The organism is Streptomyces sp. NPDC046887 (genome assembly GCF_040644755.1).
Classification (GTDB): domain Bacteria; phylum Actinomycetota; class Actinomycetes; order Streptomycetales; family Streptomycetaceae; genus Streptomyces; species Streptomyces lichenis.
In genome coordinates this window covers 68,138-87,144 of sequence record NZ_JBEYXH010000033.1, presented here as the reverse complement: position 1 = coordinate 87,144, position 19,007 = coordinate 68,138, and the positions used below count along the sequence as shown (strand labels likewise).

19 protein-coding genes are annotated in these 19,007 nt (G+C 74.0%); 6 read left to right on the top strand and 13 right to left on the bottom strand.

Annotated features, from left to right (window positions below; genetic code table 11):
* Positions 1–332 precede the first annotated feature (332 nt).
* Positions 333–956, bottom strand: a complete 624-nt coding sequence (locus ABZ945_RS25510; protein WP_361273754.1) for a TetR/AcrR family transcriptional regulator — start codon at positions 954–956, stop codon at positions 333–335.
* Between the two features lie 107 nt (positions 957–1,063).
* On the opposite strand from ABZ945_RS25510, the gene ABZ945_RS25505 reads away from it, so the two are divergent.
* Positions 1,064–2,098 carry an aldo/keto reductase gene (locus ABZ945_RS25505; protein WP_361273751.1) on the top strand — a complete coding sequence of 345 codons (1,035 nt, stop codon included), beginning with the start codon at positions 1,064–1,066 and terminating at the stop codon, positions 2,096–2,098.
* Between the two features lie 38 nt (positions 2,099–2,136).
* Here the strand turns inward: ABZ945_RS25505 and soxR are convergent, their stop codons facing one another.
* Positions 2,137–2,622 (bottom strand): redox-sensitive transcriptional activator SoxR, encoded by a 486-nt coding sequence (gene soxR, locus ABZ945_RS25500; RefSeq protein WP_361273748.1) that lies wholly within the window; start codon positions 2,620–2,622, stop codon positions 2,137–2,139.
* A gap of 91 nt (positions 2,623–2,713) precedes the next feature.
* Between soxR and ABZ945_RS25495 the strand changes: the two genes are divergently transcribed.
* The gene (locus ABZ945_RS25495; protein WP_361273745.1) at positions 2,714–3,175 is read left to right on the top strand and encodes a MaoC family dehydratase; all 462 of its coding nucleotides are present in this window, start codon (positions 2,714–2,716) and stop codon (positions 3,173–3,175) included.
* 15 nt (positions 3,176–3,190) lie between these two features.
* Here the strand turns inward: ABZ945_RS25495 and ABZ945_RS25490 are convergent, their stop codons facing one another.
* The 4 genes from ABZ945_RS25490 to ABZ945_RS25475 all read right to left on the bottom strand — a co-directional run bounded on the left by ABZ945_RS25490 (position 3,191) and on the right by ABZ945_RS25475 (position 6,714).
* Positions 3,191–3,817 (bottom strand): TetR/AcrR family transcriptional regulator, encoded by a 627-nt coding sequence (locus ABZ945_RS25490; RefSeq protein WP_361273743.1) that lies wholly within the window; start codon positions 3,815–3,817, stop codon positions 3,191–3,193.
* A 76-nt stretch (positions 3,818–3,893) separates the two neighbouring features.
* Positions 3,894–4,181, bottom strand: a complete 288-nt coding sequence (locus tag ABZ945_RS25485; RefSeq protein WP_361273740.1) for a YiaA/YiaB family inner membrane protein — start codon at positions 4,179–4,181, stop codon at positions 3,894–3,896.
* Positions 4,182–4,251: 70 nt separating this feature from the next.
* Positions 4,252–5,505, bottom strand: coding sequence for an SLC13 family permease (locus ABZ945_RS25480; RefSeq protein ID WP_361273738.1), 1,254 nt, complete (start codon positions 5,503–5,505; stop codon positions 4,252–4,254).
* Between the two features lie 57 nt (positions 5,506–5,562).
* Positions 5,563–6,714, bottom strand: coding sequence for an acyl-CoA dehydrogenase family protein (locus ABZ945_RS25475; RefSeq protein ID WP_361273735.1), 1,152 nt, complete (start codon positions 6,712–6,714; stop codon positions 5,563–5,565).
* A 114-nt stretch (positions 6,715–6,828) separates the two neighbouring features.
* On the opposite strand from ABZ945_RS25475, the gene ABZ945_RS25470 reads away from it, so the two are divergent.
* Complete coding sequence (locus ABZ945_RS25470; RefSeq protein ID WP_361273732.1) at positions 6,829–7,530, top strand: TetR/AcrR family transcriptional regulator; 702 nt, start codon at positions 6,829–6,831, stop codon at positions 7,528–7,530.
* 71 nt (positions 7,531–7,601) lie between these two features.
* On the opposite strand, the gene ABZ945_RS25465 is transcribed toward ABZ945_RS25470, so the two are convergent.
* A complete protein-coding gene (locus tag ABZ945_RS25465) occupies positions 7,602–8,087 on the bottom strand; it encodes a flavodoxin domain-containing protein (RefSeq protein WP_361273729.1) in 486 nt (161 codons plus the stop codon).
* 130 nt (positions 8,088–8,217) lie between these two features.
* Between ABZ945_RS25465 and ABZ945_RS25460 the strand changes: the two genes are divergently transcribed.
* Entirely contained in the window at positions 8,218–8,931 is a 714-nt protein-coding gene (locus ABZ945_RS25460) for a winged helix-turn-helix domain-containing protein (RefSeq protein ID WP_361273726.1), read from the top strand.
* A 224-nt stretch (positions 8,932–9,155) separates the two neighbouring features.
* Positions 9,156–10,082, top strand: coding sequence for a DMT family transporter (locus ABZ945_RS25455; protein WP_361273723.1), 927 nt, complete (start codon positions 9,156–9,158; stop codon positions 10,080–10,082).
* Between the two features lie 10 nt (positions 10,083–10,092).
* On the opposite strand, the gene ABZ945_RS25450 is transcribed toward ABZ945_RS25455, so the two are convergent.
* The 6 genes from ABZ945_RS25450 to ABZ945_RS25425 all read right to left on the bottom strand — a co-directional run bounded on the left by ABZ945_RS25450 (position 10,093) and on the right by ABZ945_RS25425 (position 17,240).
* Entirely contained in the window at positions 10,093–11,172 is a 1,080-nt protein-coding gene (locus ABZ945_RS25450; RefSeq protein WP_361273720.1) for a Zn-dependent alcohol dehydrogenase, read from the bottom strand.
* A 42-nt stretch (positions 11,173–11,214) separates the two neighbouring features.
* Positions 11,215–12,591, bottom strand: coding sequence for an aldehyde dehydrogenase family protein (locus ABZ945_RS25445; protein ID WP_361273767.1), 1,377 nt, complete (start codon positions 12,589–12,591; stop codon positions 11,215–11,217).
* A gap of 313 nt (positions 12,592–12,904) precedes the next feature.
* Positions 12,905–13,678, bottom strand: coding sequence for a DUF2071 domain-containing protein (locus tag ABZ945_RS25440; protein WP_361273717.1), 774 nt, complete (start codon positions 13,676–13,678; stop codon positions 12,905–12,907).
* 25 nt (positions 13,679–13,703) lie between these two features.
* Positions 13,704–14,498, bottom strand: coding sequence for a DUF1963 domain-containing protein (locus ABZ945_RS25435; RefSeq protein ID WP_361273714.1), 795 nt, complete (start codon positions 14,496–14,498; stop codon positions 13,704–13,706).
* Complete coding sequence (locus tag ABZ945_RS25430; protein WP_361273711.1) at positions 14,479–15,828, bottom strand: MFS transporter; 1,350 nt, start codon at positions 15,826–15,828, stop codon at positions 14,479–14,481. Before ABZ945_RS25430 ends, ABZ945_RS25435 begins: the two co-directional genes overlap by 20 nt.
* Positions 15,829–15,830: 2 nt before the next feature.
* Positions 15,831–17,240, bottom strand: a complete 1,410-nt coding sequence (locus ABZ945_RS25425; protein ID WP_361273709.1) for a citrate:proton symporter — start codon at positions 17,238–17,240, stop codon at positions 15,831–15,833.
* 332 nt (positions 17,241–17,572) lie between these two features.
* On the opposite strand from ABZ945_RS25425, the gene hmgA reads away from it, so the two are divergent.
* Positions 17,573–18,952, top strand: coding sequence for a homogentisate 1,2-dioxygenase (gene hmgA, locus ABZ945_RS25420; protein ID WP_361273707.1), 1,380 nt, complete (start codon positions 17,573–17,575; stop codon positions 18,950–18,952).
* Positions 18,953–19,007: the final 55 nt, after the last annotated feature.

Sequence of the window (19,007 nt, the reverse complement as noted above, 5' to 3'; positions counted from 1 at the left end):
CTTGACGGACATCTGACTGCCTCCTGGGGTGCGAGTGCCTCAACGCGCTGATGACGCTAGACGCCTTTTAGGTCACTTACTGTCCTAGAAGATCCGGATGGATAGGGATCTCGCGAACGGGCCAGCCAGACATAGGACTTGATCGTCTAGCTACGGGCTGATGCTTCGCCGCCTCCCGCGCATGCACGTCGTATACAGCGGGCGCAGACGAGGTGTCGGGATCGGGTACGCCCCGAGCCGCCAGCGAGCAGCGGGACTCTGGGAATTGGTGGGCCATCGCCGCAGTGCGGAACCACAGCACGCACCAGGGATGCGCCGTCCGTAGGCGCGCCCTAGGCCTCCCGTCCGAAGGCGCCGGCGCGGGCGGCGGCTGCGGTCGCCGTAGCAGCGCGGTCGGCGGCGGCTTCGTCCAGGGGGAGGGCGGTGGTCAGCAGGCGGTAGTAGAGCGGGGCCGAGTTCGCGCGGATCACCTCGTGCGGGTCGGTGTCCTCCGGCACCTCGCCGCGGGCCGCGGCCTGCCGGACGCACGGCGCCCACTCCTCCACGCGGACCGTGTAGAAGCCGTGCAGCGCTTCGGCCGCCTTCGGGTCGCAGGTGGCGGCCGCGATCACCGCCTTGAACAGGGCCCCCTGCCGGGGATCGGCCAACGTCCGCTGCACCAGCCGGGCGTTGGCCGTCAGGTCGCCGAGGAGAGAGCCCGTCTCCGTGCGCGGCACGGACTGCTGTGCCATGTCCAGCAGCAGATCGGTCACCAGGCCGGTGGCCGTGCCCCAGCGGCGGTAGACGGTCGTCTTGCCGACTCCGGCGCGGCGCGCGACGTCGGTGAGGTCGAGCTGGGCGAAGCCGTGCTCCGCCAGGACGTCACCCGCGGCCTCCAGGACCGCCGCCCGGACCCGCGCCGTGCGCCCTCCGGGCCGGGTGGTCCCCGGCTCCGTCTCGGGCTCCTCGAACTCCATAACGGGACTCCTGTTCCGTTAGTCGCTGATCTTTGTTACGTTGGGGACATCTTAACGGGACCCAAGGCCCATTAGTGGATGGGTTGGGTCGAGAGAGGGGATTCGTCATGGAGTACAGGCAGCTGGGCGCGTCAGGGCTTCAGGTTCCGGCGCTGAGTTTCGGTGCCGGGACGTTCGGCGGACAGGGTCCGCTCTTCGGAGCCTGGGGCAACACGGGGGTGGAGGAGGCGCGCCGCCTGGTGGACATCTGCCTGGAGGCCGGGATCACCATGTTCGACACGGCCGACGTCTACTCCGGCGGCGCCTCGGAGGAGGTGCTGGGGGCCGCCCTCAAGGGCCGCCGGGACCAGGTGATCATCTCCACCAAGGCGGGTCTGCCCATGGGCGACGGCCCCCGGGACGCCGGCACCTCCCGCTCCCGTCTGATCTCCTCGGTGGACGGTGCCCTACGCCGTCTCGACACCGACTACATCGACCTCTTCCAGCTGCACGCCTATGACGCCCGGACCCCCGTGGAGGAGGTGCTGTCCACGCTGGACGACCTGGTCCGGGCCGGGAAGATCCGCCACCTCGGCGTCTCCAACTTCTCCGGCTGGCAGGCGATGAAGTCCCTCGCCACCGCCGAGCGACGCGGCCGCGAGCGCTATGTCGCCCACCAGGTCTACTACTCCCTCATCGGCCGTGACTACGAGTGGGAGCTGATGCCGCTCGGGCTCGACCAGGGGCTCGGCGCGATCGTCTGGAGCCCGCTCGGCTGGGGACGGCTGACCGGCAAGATCCGCCGGGGCAACCCGCTGCCGGCCGACAGCAGGCTGCACGACACCGCCGACTACGGTCCGCCCGTCGAGGACGAGCACCTCTATCGGGTGGTCGACGCGCTGGACGAGATCGCCGAGGAGACCGGCAAGGCCGTACCGCAGATCGCCCTGCGCTGGCTGCTGCAGCGCCCCACCGTCTCTTCGGTCATCATCGGCGCCCGCAACGAGAAGCAGCTGCGCCAGAACCTCGGGGCGGTGGGCTGGACGCTCAGCCCCGACCAGATGGCCAGGCTCGACGCCGCCAGCCGCCGGCCGGCCCCCTACCCGTACTTCCCGTACGAGCGCCAGGAGGGCTTCGCCCGGCTGAATCCCCCGATGGTTTAGGGATCCTGGGCCGGTTCGGGGGTGCGGTCGGTTCGGGGCTACGGCTCGTCCCGGCGCTGGGACTCGGCCAGGTGCTCGGGGAGGAGGCGGGAGCCGGCCATCCGGGTGCCGAAGACGTCGTCCGGGTTGGACAGCACGCAGGTCTCCAGGGAGAGGCAGCCGCAGCCGATGCAGTCCGTCAGATGGTCGCGCAGCCGGCTCAGCCGGGTGATCCGCTCGTCCAACTCGCCGCGCCAGCGCTCGGAGAGGCGGGCCCAGTCCTCGCGGGTGGGGGTGCGTTCCTCGGGGAGCGCGGCCAGGGCGTCGCGGATGGTGGCGAGCGGGATGCCCACCCGCTGGGCGGCGCGGACGAAGGCGACCCGGCGCAGCGCGTCCCGGCCGTAGCGGCGCTGGTTGCCACTGGTGCGGCGGCTGGTGATCAGGCCCTTGGCCTCGTAGAAGTGGAGGGCGGAGACGGCGGCTCCGCTGCGCGCGGAGAGCTGGCCGACGGTGAGTTCCTGGATCTTCTCTGGCATCTGCGGCACTCCGCGAAGCCTACTGGCCCGGCCGTTGACACGGGCCTTCCGTCCGGACGATGCTGAGCAAGCGCTTAGACAGTGAGAGGGAGCGGGAAGCATGGCAGAGCCGAGGGTCTTCACATCCGTCGACGAGCTGCGGGCGGCGGTGGGCGAGCAGTTGGGGTACAGCGACTGGGTGGAGGTCGGACAGGAGCGTATCGACCGGTTCGCCGAGGCCACCGGGGACCACCAGTGGATCCATGTGGACCCGGAGAAGGCCGCGACCGGGCCGTTCGGGACGACGATCGCCCACGGGTATCTCACGCTGTCGCTGCTGCCGCTGTTCACGCCGCAGATCATGCGGGTGGAGAAGACGCGGATGGGCGTCAACTACGGCACCAACAAGGTGCGTTTCCCGGCGCCGGTGCCGGTGGGGTCGCGGTTGCGGGCGACGGCGGAGGTGCGGAGTGTCGAGGAGGCGGGCGGCGGGGTGCAGGTGACGGCGCTGGTGACGGTGGAGCGGGAGGGCGGCGAGAAGCCGGTGTGCGTGGCGGAGTCGGTGTCGCGCTTCTACTTCTGACCGGTGAAGGGGCTGCTACTGCTGACCGGCGCCGACCATGCGGAGGACCAGGTCGGCGTAGAGGGCGCCGACCTCGTCGGGGGTGCGGCGGCCGGCGGAGTCGAACCAGCGGGCCACGTCGATGCAGAGCGACAGCACGGCGAGGGTGGTGCCGGGGATGTCCGGGACGTCGAACTCGCCGGAGGCGACGCCCTCGTTGATGATCCGCCGCACCGCCGCGTCGCTGCGGCGGCGCAGGGCGACGATCTCGGTGCGGTGCTCGGCGCCGAGGGCGTCCAGTTCGTACTGGACGACCCGGGCCGTGGTGTGCCGTTCGGCGTGCCAGCGGACGAAGGACCGTACGGCGGTGGTGAGCCGATCGGCGGCGGTGCCGGGGCCGTCGGCGGCGGTCTGGAGGATCTCCAGGGCCTTGTCATGGCCGATGGCGGAGATCCGGTGGAGCAGCTCTTCCTTGGTCTTGTAGTGGATGTAGAGGGCGGCCGGGCTCATTCCGGCCCGGCCGGCGATGTCGCGGGTGGTGGTCGCGTGATAGCCCCGCTCGGCGAAGGCGTCCACGGCGGCGACCAGCAGTCGCCGGGCCGCCTCCGGGGTGACCTCGCCCCACGGCGTGTCGTCGCCGGGGGTCTGCTCCGCCGTGCTCATCCGCTTCGCTCCTTCGCTGGCACCACCGGACAGGACGAACACCATACCCCGAGGGTGAGCAAGCGCTTAGGCTTGGTCAGAGCTTCTGGAAGGGGTCGTGTTCGGCGAGCAGCTTCTCCAGGCGGGCCTGGTCGACGCGGCTGGTGATCTGCCCGGCCTCCTGGCGGTCGCGGACGACCTTGGCGAGGGTGAAGGCGGAGGTCGTGAGGTAGAGGACGGCGATGCCGAGGAAGGCGCGGACCCAGGCGTCGGCCTCCATCTTGACGATGCCGACGGTCACGGCGGCCACGGCGAGGGCGAACGAGGCGAGGGCCTGTCCGTAGTAGGCGGCGGTGTTCTGCTGCTTGACCGGTGTCTCACTCATGGGCTGAGCATGCGGGGAGGAAGGCGGCCGGGGTATCCGGTGGCGTACTCAGCGGCCGGTGGGGCGGTACTCAGGTTCCGATGAGCCGCAGACCGGCCCAGAGGGCGCAGGTGGCGGCGGCCAGGGTCAGCGGGGTGGTGAGCAGTCCGAGCCGGGTGAACTCGCCGAGCCGGACCTCGTACGCGTGGCGGTGGGCGACGCGGCGCCAGAGCAGGGTGGCGAGCGAGCCGGCGTAGGTGAGGTTGGGGCCGATGTTGACGCCGAGGAGTACGGCGAGCAGGGTGCCGGTGCCGAGCGGCGCCGCCACCGGGATCAGGGCGAGCACGGCCGGCAGGTTGTTGATCACGTTGGCGAGCAGGGCCGCGACGGCGGCCGCGGCCAGCAGGGCGGGCAGTGAGGCGCCGGCGGGCAGCAGCCGGTCCAGCAGGTCGCCGAGGCCGTGGTCCACCACGGCGCGGACCACGATGCCGAGCGCCAGCACGAAGAGGAGGAACGGTACGGCGGCGGCGCGGACGAGGGCGCGGGGGGTGGTGGTGCGGTGGGCCAGCGCGCGTACTCCCAGCACCAGCGCCCCGGCCGCCGCCACCCAGGCCGGTTCGATGCCGAAGGCCGAGGCCACCGCGAAGCCGGCGAGGGTGGCGGCCACGGTGATGAGGGCGAAGAGCGGCATCGGGGGCGGCGCCTCCGGTTCGCCGGGGGCGGGTGCGGCCAGGTCGGCGGCGAAGAACCGCCGGAAGACGGCGTACTCGATCGCGATCGCCACCAGCCAGGGCGCCGCCATCAGCACGGCGAACCGGGTGAAGGTCAGTCCGGTGGCGGCGAAGGCCAGCAGATTGGTGAGGTTGGAGACCGGCAGCAGGGTCGAGGCGGTGTTGGAGAGGTGGGCGGTGGCGTAGACGTGCGGGGCGGGCGGGGCGCCCATCCGGGCGGCGGTGGCGAAGACGACCGGGGTGAGCAGCACGACGGTGGCGTCCAGACTGAGCGCGGCGGTGACGGTGGAGGCGAGGGCGAAGACCGCGCCGAGGAGGCGGCCGGGGCGTCCGTGCGCCCAGCGCGCCATCCACGCCCCGCAGGCGCGGAACAGCCCCTCGTCGGCGCAGAGCCGGGCCAGGACGAGGACGGCGGCGAGGAAGCCGATGACCGGGCCGAGCCGTTCCGCCTCCTCCCCGGCGTGCTCCAGGGATACGGCGCCGGCGCAGATGACGAGCGCGGCGGCGGGGACCGCGAAGACCGCCTCGGGCAGTCCGCGCGGGCGCAGCACGGCACCTCCGAGTACCAGGGCGAGCGCGGCGACGGACAGCAGGGCGAGGAGCACGGCGTCCATGATCCCCCGCGGCCGGCCGCCCCGCCGACCGGGGCGTGTCCGAGCGTCCCGAAGAGGTCAGAAGGCGGAGACGCCGGTCAGGGCGCGGCCGATGATGAGCTTCTGGATCTGGCTGGTGCCCTCGTACAGGGTCATCACCCGGGCGTCGCGGAGCAGCTTCCCGACCGGGTACTCGTCGATGTAGCCGTAGCCGCCGAAGACCTGGAGGGCGTTGTTGGCGCAGCGTACGGCGGCCTCGGAGGCGAAGAGCTTGGCCTGGGAGGCGGCGGTGGCGAACTCCTCGCCCCGGTCCACCAGGTCGGCCACCCGCCAGGTGAGCAGCCGGGCCGCGTCCGTGTCCACGGCGATGTCGGTGAGGAGTTCCTGCACCAGCTGGTACGAGGCGATGGGCTTGCCGAACTGCTCGCGCTCCCCCGCGTAGCCGACCGCCGCGTCCAGGGCGGCCTGGGCGATGCCGACGCAGCCGGCGGCGACCGACATCCGGCCCTTGGCCAGGGCGGACATGGCGACCGAGAAGCCCTTGCCACGCGGGCCGAGCATCGCCGAGTCGGGCACCCGGACGCCGTCGAGGACCAGTTCGGCGGTCGCCTGTCCACGCAGCCCGAGCTTGCCGTGCACGGGGCGGCGGGTCAGCCCGGGGCTGTCGGCCGGGACGAGGAAGGCGGAGACGCCTTTGGCGCCGGGGGTGTCCTCGGTGCGGGCGAAGAGGAGGACGACATCGGCCCAGGTGCCGTTGGTGATGAACATCTTGGTGCCGGTGAGCAGCCAGTCATCCCCGTCCCGGGCGGCCCGGGTGGTCAGATGGCCCGCGTCCGACCCGGTGCCGGGCTCGGTGAGGCCGAAGCAGCCGATGGCCTCACCGGAGGCGAGCCGGGGCAGCCAGCTCCGCTTCTGGTCTTCATCGCCCCAGGTGGCGATGGTCTTGGCGACCAGGCCGAGGGAGACCGAGACGATTCCGCGCACCGAGGAGTCGCCGCGCCCGAGTTCCTCGGTGACCAGGCAGTAGGCGAGGTGGTCGCCGCCGCTGCCGCCGTACTCCTCGGGGAGGGTGAGGCCGAGGAAGCCGAGCGCGCCGAGCTTGCGGACGATGGACCGGTCGACGTTCTCGGCGCGGTCCCACTCGGCCGCGTACGGGGTGACCTCCCGTCGGACGAACTCCTCGGCGAGCCGCCGGACGGCCGTCTGCTCCTCGCTCAGCTCCAGGTCCACGGCGACGGCTTCCCTTCGGTGACGGTGATCGGATTGCCCCGACGGCGATCGGGTGACCGGATGACGAAAACTACCGGTGCTAGTTTTTTGGGGACGGGGCCTACTATGTGCCGCATGGCCCGACCGCGCAAGCCCCTGCTGAGCACCGAACGGATCGTCGCGACGGCGGCGGCGCTGGTGGACGCGGAGGGGGTGGAGGCGGTCTCCACCCGGCGGCTGGCCGCGGAGCTCGGGGTCAGCGGGCCGTCGCTGTACAACCACTTCCGCACCAAGGACGAGATCCTGGAGGCGGTCGCCGACGCGGTGAGCGCGCGGATCGACTTGTCGATGTTCGCGGAGGACGATCCGCGGGACTGGCGGACCGCGCTGCACGACTGGGCCGTCTCCTACCGGGCCGCGCTGGCCGACCATCCGCAGGTGGTGCCGCTGCTGGCCCGCGGGCCCGGTCGGCGCCCGGCCGGGCTGCGGGTGGCCGACGCGGTGTTCGGCGCGATGGTCCGGGCCGGCTGGCCGCCCGCCCAGGCCACCTCCATCGGCGCGCTGATGCGGTACTTCGTCACCGGTTCGGCGCTGGGCTCGTTCGCCCGCGGCTTCGTGGACGACGAGGCCGCCTACGACCCGGCCGACTACCCGCACCTCGGCCAGGCCCATCTGCTCGCCGAGCGGCAGCGGAAGGTGGACGAGGGGGCGTTCGAGACGGGGCTCGCGGCGCTGCTGGACGGGCTGGCGGTACGGTACGCGGCCCAGGTGGGCCAGGGCTCCGGCTCCGCGTCCGATCGGGGTACGGGGGCGGAGGCGGCCGACGCGGAGGCGTAAGCGGCGGGTACGGGGCATCGGCGGCGCGGGGACTCCTCGGCCGCCGAGACGCGGTAGGGGCGGGCCACCGGTCAGGACGCCGGCGCCTCCCCGTCCCGTAGCCGCTCGGCGAACGCCCGGGCGGCGGCCAGGTCCGCGGTGTTCGGCCGCCGCTTGTTGATGCCGCCCACCAGCCGGAAGGGCAGCCAGGTGTCGAGGGCCCGGCACGAGAAGGTCCCGTCCACCGCGTACCCCTTGCCCTCCAGGAGCCGGACCAGGGGCCGGGTGAACGGGGCCGGCGGCAGCGGGGGCAGACCGCTGGTGGCGAAGACGAACGCCCGGCGCCCCGTCGCGGGGAGCGCCGTCGCGGGGAGCGCCGCCGCGAAGTCGGTCAGCCGGGGATGGAGCCGGCCGTGGAACACGCCGGAGCCGAAGCCCACCAGGTCGGCCGCGGCCAGCTCCGCCGGATCGGCCTCCTCGGGGGCGACCACCTTCGCCTCCAGTGCCCGGGCCATGGTGTCGGCGACCCGGAGCGTATTGCCGTGCGAAACGGAGACGCACACGATGACGGCCCTCATGCTTACTTCCCTTCTCTCGGCATTGCCGTAAGGGGGACTCCGCCGGGGCGCGAAGTGTGACAGCCGGTCGGTGGGCCGTACGGCGACCCTTCGGCGGTCGCCGAAGGGTGGGCGCGCCATGCTGGAGAGCATGGCATCCAGGGATCTCGCCGCGCTGGCGGCGCTCTTCGCGGACGGCACCCGTGCCGCCTTCTGCCTGGCCCTGCTGGACGGCCGGGCCTGGACCGCGGGCGAGCTGGCCCGGCACGCCGGGGTGGCGCCGTCCACCGCCAGCGAGCACCTCGGCCGGTTGGTCGCGGGCGGGATACTGGCCGAGGAGCGGCAGGGTAGGCACCGCTATGTACGGCTCGCCGACGCCCGTACCGCGCAGCTGGTCGAGGACCTGGCCGGGCACGCCACCGCCCTCGCCCGGCCCGGGGACGGGGCGGGCCCGCCCCGTTCGCTGCGGGCGGCGAGCACCGAGCACGCGATGGCCCGCGCCCGGACCTGCTACGACCATCTGGCCGGGCGGCTGGGGGTGGCCGTCACCGACGCGATGACCGGGCGCGGGCTGCTGCGCCAGGACACCGGGTTCGCGCTCACCGAGGCGGGGGTGGACTGGTTCGCCGAGCTGGGGCTGCCGTTGGAGCCCCGCGGCCGGCGCCCGCTGGCCCGCGGCTGCCTGGACTTCACCGAGCGCCGCCCCCATCTGGCCGGGCTGGCGGGCGCCGCCCTGTGCCGGCACGCCCTGGACAGCGGCTGGTGCGAACCGATCGGCACCGCCCGCGCGCTGCGGCTGACGGAGGCCGGGGCGCACGCCCTGCGGGAGCGGCTCGGGGTGACGGCGGAGGCGCTGGAGGTCTGAGCACCGGATACGGGGGGAGGGGGGCGGGGCCACCGGTGGGGCGGCCGGAGTCCCTCGCGCGGCAGGCGTCCCGGGGGAGCATTGCCCCCCGGGGGCCACACCTACGGCCGGAGTCTCTCGCCCGGCGGGCGCCCCCGGGGAGCGTTGGCCCCCGGGGCCACACCGGCCGGGGACGGCGCACAGTACGGTGAGCGCCGAAGTGTCCGGGCCGTACGGTCGGGGCCATGACACCTACTTCCGCCCCCACCGACGCCGTCCCCGACCGCCGGGCCCGGCGGCTGGGCGCCGCGGCGGCCTCGGTCACCGTGGTGCTCTGGGCCTCGGCCTTCGTGTCGATCCGCAGCGCCGGTTCCGCCTACTCCCCCGGCGCCCTGGCGCTCGGCCGGCTGCTGGCCGGGGCGGTGGTGCTGGGCGCGCTGCTGCTGGTCCGCCGGGAGGGGTTGCCGCCGCGCGCCGCCTGGCCCGGGATCCTGGTCTCCGGGGTGCTCTGGTTCGGGGTGTACATGGTCACCCTGAACTGGGGCGAGCAGAAGGTGGACGCGGGCACCGCGGCGATGGTCGTCAACATCGGCCCCGTACTCATCGCCCTGCTCGGCGCCCGGCTGCTGGGCGAGGCGCTGCCGCCGCGGCTGCTGGCGGGGATGGCGGTGTCGTTCGCGGGGGCCGTCGCCGTGGGGCTGTCGCTGTCCGCGGGCGAGGGCGGCGGTACGGGGGCCGGCTCCGTGCTGGGGGTGCTGCTGTGTGTGGTGGCGGCCGCCGCGTACGCCTGCGGGGTGGTCGCCCAGAAGCCCGCGCTGGCGCACGCCAGTCCGCTCCAGGTGACCGGCTACGGCTGCCTGGTCGGCGCGGTGTGCTGTCTGCCGTTCGCCGGGCAGCTGGCCGGGGAGGTGGCCCGGGCGCCGCTGCCGGCCACCCTGAACATGGTGTACCTCGGGGTGTTCCCGACCGCGCTGGCGTTCACCACCTGGGCGTACGCGCTGGCCAGGACCACCGCCGGGCGGATGGGCGCCACCACCTACGCGGTGCCCGCCCTGGTGGTGCTGCTCTCCTGGGGCGTGCTGCACGAGCTGCCCGCGCCGGCGGCCCTGGCCGGCGGGGCGCTCTGCCTCGCCGGGGTGGCGGTCGCCCGTTCCCGGCCGCGTTCCCGGTGACGGCGGAGGCTCAGAACACCACCAGGGCGCGGCCGCCCTTGCCCGCGGCCATGTTGGCGAAGGCCGCCGGGATGTCCGCGAGCCCGATCCGGTCGGTGACCAGGGCGTCCAGGTCCAGCCGGCCGGCGCGGACGTGCTCGGCGAGCACCGGCAGATCGGCGGCCGGGTCGGAGTTGCCGTAGACGCAGCCGGACAGGGTGCGGCCCCAGTGGAAGATCTCCAGGGCGTTGAAGGTGACCTGCTGGTCCTTGCCGCCGATGCCGACCACGGTGGTGCGGCCGCCGCGCCGGGTGGCGTCCCAGGCGGCCCGGATGGTGGCGGCGCGGCCCACGCACTCCACGGCCACGTCGGCGCCGTGCCCGCCGGTCAGCGCGCGGACCTCCTTGGCGGTGGCGTCGGAGGCGACCACGTACTCCGTGGCCCCGGCCCGCCGCGCCAGCTCCTCCTTCTCGGGGGAGACGTCCACCGCGATCACGCTGCTCGCGCCGGCGATCCGGGCGGCCTGGAGGGCGGCCAGGCCCACTCCGCCGGCGCCGAAGACCACCACCGACTCGCCCTCCCGTACCCGCGCCGAGTGGTGCACCGCGCCGTAGCCGGTGAGCACCGCGCAGCCCAGCAGGGCGGCCTCGGTGAGCGGTACGCCGTCGGGCACCGGCAGCACGCAGTTGGCGGCCACCACGGTCTCCTCGGCGAACGCGGCCACATTGAGGCCCGGGTGCAGCTCGGTGCCGTCCTCGGCGGTGGCGTACACCGCGGCCACCCCGGTCAGCGCGTGGGCGCACAGCCACACCTCGCCGAGCCCGCAGTGGTGGCAGGAGCCGCAGGACGGCGCCCAGTTGAGGACGACGCCGTCGCCGGGCGCGACATGGGTGACGCCCTCGCCGACGGCGAGCACGGTGCCGGCGCCCTCGTGGCCGAGGACGGCGGGCACCGGCACCCGCATGGTGCCGTCGGAGAGGGACAGGTCGGAGTGGCAGACCCCGGCGGCGGCGAGGCGGACCCGCACCTGGCCGGGCCCGGGCTCCGGCAGCCGGATGCGGGTGATCTCCAACGGGGCCCCGATGGCGGGGAGTACGGCGGCGAGGACCACGGTGGTCGCTCCTGACGTCGATGGGGAGGGGGCGGGGAAGGGTCAGAACTGGAGGGACTTGGTCTGGAGGTATTCGGCGAGGCCGTGCGCACCCAGTTCCCGGCCCACCCCGGACTGCTTGTAGCCGCCGAAGGGGGCGAGCGGGTTGAAGCGGCCGCCGTTGATGTCCACCTGTCCGGTGTCCATCCGCCGGGCGAAGGCGACCGCGGTCTCGTCGTCCGCCGCCCACACCGCGCCGGCCAGCCCGTAGACCGTGCCGTTGGCGATCCGCAGGGCGTCCTCCTCGTCCTCGTACCGCAGGATCGAGACCACCGGACCGAAGATCTCCTCCTGGGCGATGGCCATCTCGGGGGTGACGTCGGCGAAGACGGTGGGGCGGACGTAGTAGCCGGCGGGCAGCGGCGCGTCCGGCCCGCCCGCGACCAGCCGGGCGCCCTCGGCGATCCCGCGCTCGATATAGCCGCGGACCCGTTCCCGCTGGCCGGCGTTGACCAGGGGGCCGACCCGCTCGCCGGGCACGTACTTGGCGACCGCCTCGGCGGCCAGCGCCACCGCCTCGTCGTAGCTGTCGCGGTGCACCAGCATCCGGGTCCACGCGCTGCATGTCTGACCGGAGTTGGCCATCACGTTGGCGACTCCGACGCCCACCGCCCGGGCCAGGTCGGCGCCGGGCAGGATGACGTTGGCGGACTTGCCGCCCAGCTCCAGGGCCACCCGCTTGACGGCCGCCCCGGCGAGCGCGCCGATCTTCCGGCCGACGGCGGTGGAGCCGGTGAACGACACCATGTCCACGCCCCCGTGCTCGGCGAGCGCCTGCCCGGCGACCGGGCCGGTACCGGTGACCAGGTTGAACACCCCGGCGGGCAGCCCCGCCTCGTGGGCCGCCTCGGCGAACAGCCGGGCCGTCAGCGGGGTGTCCTCGGCGGGCTTGAGCACCACCGTGCAGCCGGCCGCGAGGGCGGGCGCCACCTTGGCGACGACCTGGTGCAGCGGGTAGTTCCAGGGGGTGATCGCCCCCACCACGCCGACCGGTTCGAGCAGCACGGTGGAGTTGCCGGTGCGCTCCTCGAAGGGGTACGTGGCGGCCAGTTCGGCGAAGGAGCCGGCGACGACCACCGGCATGCCCGCGTGCACGGCGTGCGCGACCGGGGGCGGGGCGCCCAGTTCGGCGGTGACCGTGGCGGCGATCTCGTCCTGCCGGGCGGCGAGGGCGTCGCGCAGCGCGGTGAGGTGGGCGGCGCGCTCGGCGGGCGGGGTGGCCGCCCACCCGGGCAGCGCGGCCCGAGCGGCCCCTACCGCCGCGTCCACGTCCTCGGCGGTGCCGGCCGGGACCTGGGCGATGACCCGCTCGTCGGCCGGGTCGACCACCGCGATGCTGCCGGTGCCGATGGCCGGGCGCCAGGCGCCGCCGATGTACATCGTGTCGTACGACGGGGGCGGGGCCTGGTGGCCAGGGCCGGTGCCGTCGGCGGTCCCGCCAGGGGTACGGTCGGCGGCCCCGTCGGGGGTACGGTCGGCGGCCCCGTCTGGGGTCCCGTCGGTCGCTGCTCCGGCGGCCCCGTCGGGGGTCGCGCCCTGGGCGTCGTGGGCCTTCATCCGGTGATCTCCTCCGGGCCTTCGCTGAAGCTGGACCGAACGCGTGCGGCACCAAACTAGCGGCGGTAGTTTTCCGGCGCCAGGGTGCGGGGGCGTGACCCGGGACCCCGCCGGAGCCTGACCGGGGCGGGGCCGGTCAGGGGGTGGGCAGGCCGCCGGGGCGGAGAGGGCGGCCGAAGCGGACCGGGACGCCCGGGGAGTAGAGCACGCTGACCGGCGGGCCGACCGGGGCGGGCAGCCCGGCGGCCTCGATCAGCTCGTCCTCGCAGGAGAGGAGTTCCGCCCGGTGCAGCGGCCAGCGCGGGTGGTGGTTGGGAAGGTAGACGGAGCGGCCGAAGAAGGTGTTGTGCATGCCCCAGCGGGCGGTGAGGAAGTGTTCCAGCGGGGTCGGGTCCTCGATCGGCTCCCCCACCCGGACGGCCATCGTGGAGCGTGCCCCGCGCGGCCCCGGCCAGCGGCGGGCGGTGCGGTAGGCGACGGTGTCCCCGTCGTGGTCGATGCTCATCCTCGCCCAGGTGTACGGCATCCGGAAGACCGAGCGGCCGATGGTGGCGGGCAGCAGCCGGGCGGCCTCCAGCGAGCGGAAGACCACCCCGCGCCGACCGTGGCGGTCCACCGAGTAGAGCCGCACATTGGTCTCCGGGAAGGAGCCGAGGTACGGGATCCCGGGCAGCCCGAGCCAGCCGACCCGATGCATCCGGAAGGCGACCAGGCCCACATGGCTGACCCCGTCATGGGTGTCCGGCTCCGTCCCGGCCGGGAGCAGCGGCGCCACGTCCCCGGGGTCGGCGGCCCAGTGCACAAAGGAGAGGTCCAGCCATGACTGGGTGAGCAGGGTCCTCGGTATCTCGCGCGCCGCGTCCGGGGTGATCGGCTCGGCGGCGCGGGACACGTCCTCGGGGGCGGTCATGGCGTCAGACTCGCACACACGGCCGTCAGCACTGCTGCTCCCAGCGCAGCCCGGACCAGCGCCCGGCGGCGATGTCCGCCCGGGTGCCCGTGACCAGGGTCAGGGTGAAGACCTCGTAGTCCACCGCCTGCCCGTGCAGCTGCGCCAGCAGCACCTGCTCGCCCTCGTCCGGAGCCATGTCCCAGGGGTGGGACCAGCCGCCCAGCTGGATGTGCAGCCCGCCGCGCAGCCCCGCGGAGCCGCCGGCCAGCACGGCGTCCTCGAACCGGTCCAGGGTGTCGGCGGTGTCCGGGAACGCCTGTGTCGCGGGGGCCTCGCGCCAGTCGCCGTGGGCGGTCAGCCCGGTCACCGCGTGGAGGGTCCGGGGCTCGTAGACCCTGATCGGCGCCGGTTCGCCCTCGATCATCCGGGTGGCGGGGTGCTCGGTGGTCCGGGTGCCGGCGGGTATGTGCAGCACCTCGGCGGTCTCCGGCGGGTACTCGATGTCGGCGAAGAACAGCAACCGGCCGTCGGACGGCAGCGCGAGGTCCGGTACGCCGGCGGGCAGGGCGGCGCAGTCGACGGTGAGCACCAGGGGGTCGCCCCCACCGGGCCAGTCCGTGCCGTCCGGCAGCGCGGGGAGCCCTCCGGTGCGGGCGGCCGTTCGAACACCGTCCCGCAGGGGGCCGTCCTGCAGGGGGCCGGGCAGCTCCTCGTACGGCACCAGATAGACGCAGGGCCGGAGCGCGGCCAGCAGTGCGTCCGCCACGGCGTCCGGGACCCCGCACTCCCCCGCCGCCGCGCGCACCCGGCGCTCCCGCTCATCGATGATCGACGTCATGCTCCGAGCGTGCCACGGGCCACTGACAACGGGCCCTGGGGCGGCCGCGCTCGGGGCGGCCGGACTCAGGACGGCCGGCCCCGGGGTAGTCCGGCGACGCGCGATCGGGCGGCGGGCGATCCCGCGGGCGCCGCCGCCCGTCGCGTACCGCCGTCCCGGCCGCCGCCAGCAGCAGGGCGCCCAGCATGGCGAAGGGCGCCGCCACCCCGGCGAGCCCGGCGACCAGCCCGGCCGAGGCGGGGGCGGCGACCTGGCCCAGCCGGTTGCCGGTCAGCCGCAGCGCCAGCGCGGTGGAGCGGGCCTCCTCGGGCGCGGCCCGGACCACGGTGGTCATGGACAGCGGCTGGCCCACCCCGAGGCAGAAGCCCAGCGCCGCCAGCATCACCGCCAGCCCCCACACCGGCACCGGCAGCGCGAGCCCGGCGCAGAGCAGCCCGCCCAGCGCGCAGGTGGCGGCCAGCAGCGCGGTGCGGCCGACGAGCCGGATCATGGGGGTCATCACCAGCCGGCAGGCGATCGTCGCGGCGGCCCGCAGACTCAGCAGCAGCCCCACCGTGGCGGGCGCGATGCCCCGGTGCTCGCCCACCACCGGGAGGTAGGCGGTCAGCACATCGGTCGTGGAGAGCACGGCGAGGCTGGTGAAGATGCCTCCGGGCACTCCCGGGGTGCGCAGGATGCGGTGGACCGGGACCTTGGCGGGGGCGGGGCCGGGCCCGTTCGGTCCGTCCGCAGCGGCCCGGTCCTCGATCCGCCAGAGCGCGGTGACCGAGCAGGCCGCCACCCCGGCCGCGACCAGCAGCGCCAGTGCGCTGGACGGGCCGAGCCCGCCGCCCGGGCCCGGGTCGCCGTCGACCAGCAGCCCGGCCGCCACCGGTCCGGCCAGCTGTCCGAGCGAGGCGCCGATGGTGAAATGGCCGAAGTTGCGGTCCTGGTCGGCCGGGGCGGACCGGCGGGCCACGATCGACTGGGCGCCGATCACGAAGGCCAGATGGCCGAGGCCCATCACCCCGCTCCACACCGCCATCCACGGCAGCGAACCGGCCGTACCGCTGAGTGCGCAGCCGCCCGCGATCAGCGCCACGCCCACCGGCAGCAGCGGGGCGCAGCGGCCCCGGTCGGTGCGGCGGCCCAGCGGCACGGCGGCGAACAGCGGCAGCAGCGCGTACACCCCGGCGATCACCCCGACCGCCCGCTCGTCCGCGCCGAGCGCCAGGGCGCGGTACGAGACGGCGGGCCGCGCCATGGACACCGCACCCTGCGCGAAGCAGAACGCGATGACCAGGCGCAGCAGCCAGTACCTGCGCAGGTGCGCGGAGTCCCGTCGGGCCACGGTCAGATGATGCCGAACAGGAGGCCGGCGGCGAGCACCACCAGCGAGGTGAGGGCGGCCCACTTGACGGTGAAGCGGGTGTGGTCGCCGAACTCCACCTTGGCCATGCCGACCAGTACATAGACGGCGGGCACCAGCGGGCTGGACATGTGCAGCGCCTGCCCGACCAGTGAGGCGCGGGCGATCTCCAGCGGGGAGACCCCGTGCGCGGCGCCGGCCTCGGCGAGCACCGGCAGCACGCCGAAGTAGAAGCCGTCGTTGGACATGAAGTAGGTGAGCGGCAGACTCAGCACGCCGGTGACCAGCGCCATGTGCGGGCCCATGCCCTCGGGGATGGCGCCGACCAGCCAGTCGGCCATGTGCTGGACCATCCCGGTGCCGGTGAGCACCCCGGTGAAGACGGCGGCGGCGAAGACCATGCCGGAGACGTTGAGGACGTTGTCGGCGTGGGCCGCCAGCCTGGCCTTCTGGTCGGCCATGGAGGGGTAGTTGACGGTGAGGGCGAGGGCCGCGCCGAGCAGGAACAGCACCGGGATGGGCAGCAGCTCCATGATCATGGCGGTCAGCAGCACCAGGGTGAGGCCGGCGTTGAACCAGTAGAGCCGGGGGCGGAGGGTGGGGCGGTTCGGGTCCAGGCCCTGGAGCCGCTCGTCGTCCTCCTCGCCCTGCTCGGGCGGGACGGCCCCGCCGACGGACGTGCCCGTACCGGGGGCGGCAGCCGTTCCCGTACCGCCACCGCCACCGCCGATGAGCACCGTGTCGGCGGTCTCCGGCTCCAGGGCCTTCTCCAGGCTGAGGTAGCCGACCCGCTTGCGCTCGCGCAGGCCCAGGAAGTAGCTGAGGACGATGACGAAGAGCAGTCCGGTGGCGAGGGCCGGGATCATCGGGACGAAGACGTCGCCGGCGTCGACCTTGAGCGCGGTGGCGGCCCGGGCGGTGGGTCCGCCCCAGGGCAGGGTGTTCATCACGCCGTTGGCGGTGGCGGCCACCCCGGTCATCACCACCAGGCTCATCTTCAGCCGCTTGTACAGCGGGTACATCGCCGAGACGGTGATCATGAAGGTGGTGGAGCCGTCGCCGTCCAGCGAGACGATCGCGGCGAGCAGCGCCGTGCCGACCACCACCCGCATCGGGTCGGCCTTGCAGAAGCGCAGGATGCCCCGGACGATCGGGTCGAAAAGGCCCACGTCGATCATCACGCCGAAGTAGACGATGGCGAACATCAGCATGGCGGCGGTGGGCGCGAGGTTGCCGACCCCCTCGATGACGTAGTCGCCGAGCTGGGCGCCCTGTCCGACGATCACGCAGAACAGGGCCGGGATGAGCACGAGCGCCGCGATCGGCGACATCTTCTTCGTCATGATCAGGACCAGGAAGGTCGCGATCATGGCGAAGCCGAGGATGGTCAGCATGGAGGACACCTAACGTTCGCCCTTGAACTCCACCGGGGGGAGCGGCGGTCCGGATGACGTTAGAAGCGGCAATCCGCCGTTAACAAGACGTTGACGCGTGAGCAATACGAGCAAAACCCCAGGTGGGGGCGGCCCGGGAACCGACCGGCGACGATCCGCGTCCCCGCCCCCTTCCGTCCAGCCTTCCGTCTCGTCTTCCGTCCCGCCTTCCATCCCGTCTTCCGACGCGGCCGGTATCCGACCGTTGACGGGAGCGCCCGGCAATCCTACGGTCATCCATAGGATTGCGTCGGTCAGAGGACCGGCGCCCGGCCGAGCGGCAGGAGCGGGCGATGACGGACCAGCAGGCGGCAGGCGGCACCGGGGGCGCGGCCCTCACCGACCCGGCGGCCCTGGCGGAGCGGAGCGAGCGGGCGCGCAAGACCGCCGAGGGGCTGGGGTACCTCTCCGGCTTCGGCAACGAGCACAGCACCGAGGCGCTGCCCGGCGCCCTGCCGCTGGGCCGCAACTCGCCGCAGCGCGCCCCGCTCGGGCTGTACGCCGAGCAGCTCAGCGGCTCCGCGTTCACCGAGCCGCGCGCCCACAACCGGCGCTCCTGGCTCTACCGGATCCACCCCTCGGCCGCGCACCCGGCGTTCACCCGCATCGGCAACGGGGCAGTGCGCACCGCCCCGTTCACCGAGACCGTGCCCGACCCCAACCGGCTGCGCTGGAACCCGCTGCCCGACCCGGCGCCCGGCACCGACTGGCTGGCCGGGCTGTGGACGCTGGGCGGCAACGGGGACGCCACCCAGCGCACCGGTATGGCCGTGCACCTCTACCACGCCAACGCGCCGATGGACCGGGTGTTCAGCGACGCCGACGGCGAGCTGCTGATCGTGCCCGAGCAGGGCGGGCTGCTGCTCCGCACCGAGCTGGGCCTGCTGGCCGCCCGCCCCGGCGAGGTGGCGCTGATCCCGCGCGGGGTGCGGTTCCGGGTCGAGCTGCTGAACGCCACCGCGCGCGGCTACGTCTGCGAGAACTACGGCGCCCCGTTCCAGCTCCCGGACCTCGGTCCGATCGGTGCCAACGGACTCGCCAACGTACGGGACTTCCGGGCGCCGGTCGCCGCGTACGAGGAGGTGGAGGGCCCGGTGGAGGTGGTGAACAAGTTCTGCGGCAACCTGTGGACCGCCACCTACGGCCACTCGCCGCTGGATGTGGTCGCCTGGCACGGCAGCCACACCCCGTACGTCTACGACCTGCGCACCTTCAACGTCATCGGCACCATCTCCTACGACCACCCGGACCCGTCGATCTTCACGGTGCTGACCTCGCCGACCGACACCCCCGGGCTGGCCGGGGTGGACTTCGTGGTCTTCGCGCCGCGCTGGCTGGTGGGCGAGGACACCTTCCGGCCGCCGTACTTCCACCGGAACGTGATGAGCGAGTACATGGGCCTGATCGAGGGCGCGTACGACGCCAAGGCGGAGGGGTTCGTGCCGGGCGGCGGCTCGCTGCACAACATGATGTCGGCGCACGGACCGGACCGGGAGACCTTCGACAAGGCCAGCGCGGCGGAGCTGAGGCCGCAGCGGATCGACTACGGGCTGGCGTTCATGTTCGAGACCCGCTGGCCGGTGACCGCCACCGCGCAGGCGGCCGGGGCCGAGCACCTCCAGGACGGGTACGACGCCGTCTGGAACGGCATGGAGCGCCACTTCGGCGCCTGAGCCCCAGGCCGCGGCGCCCGGGCTCCCCTCGGCGCCCGGGCCCCGCCGCCTAGGC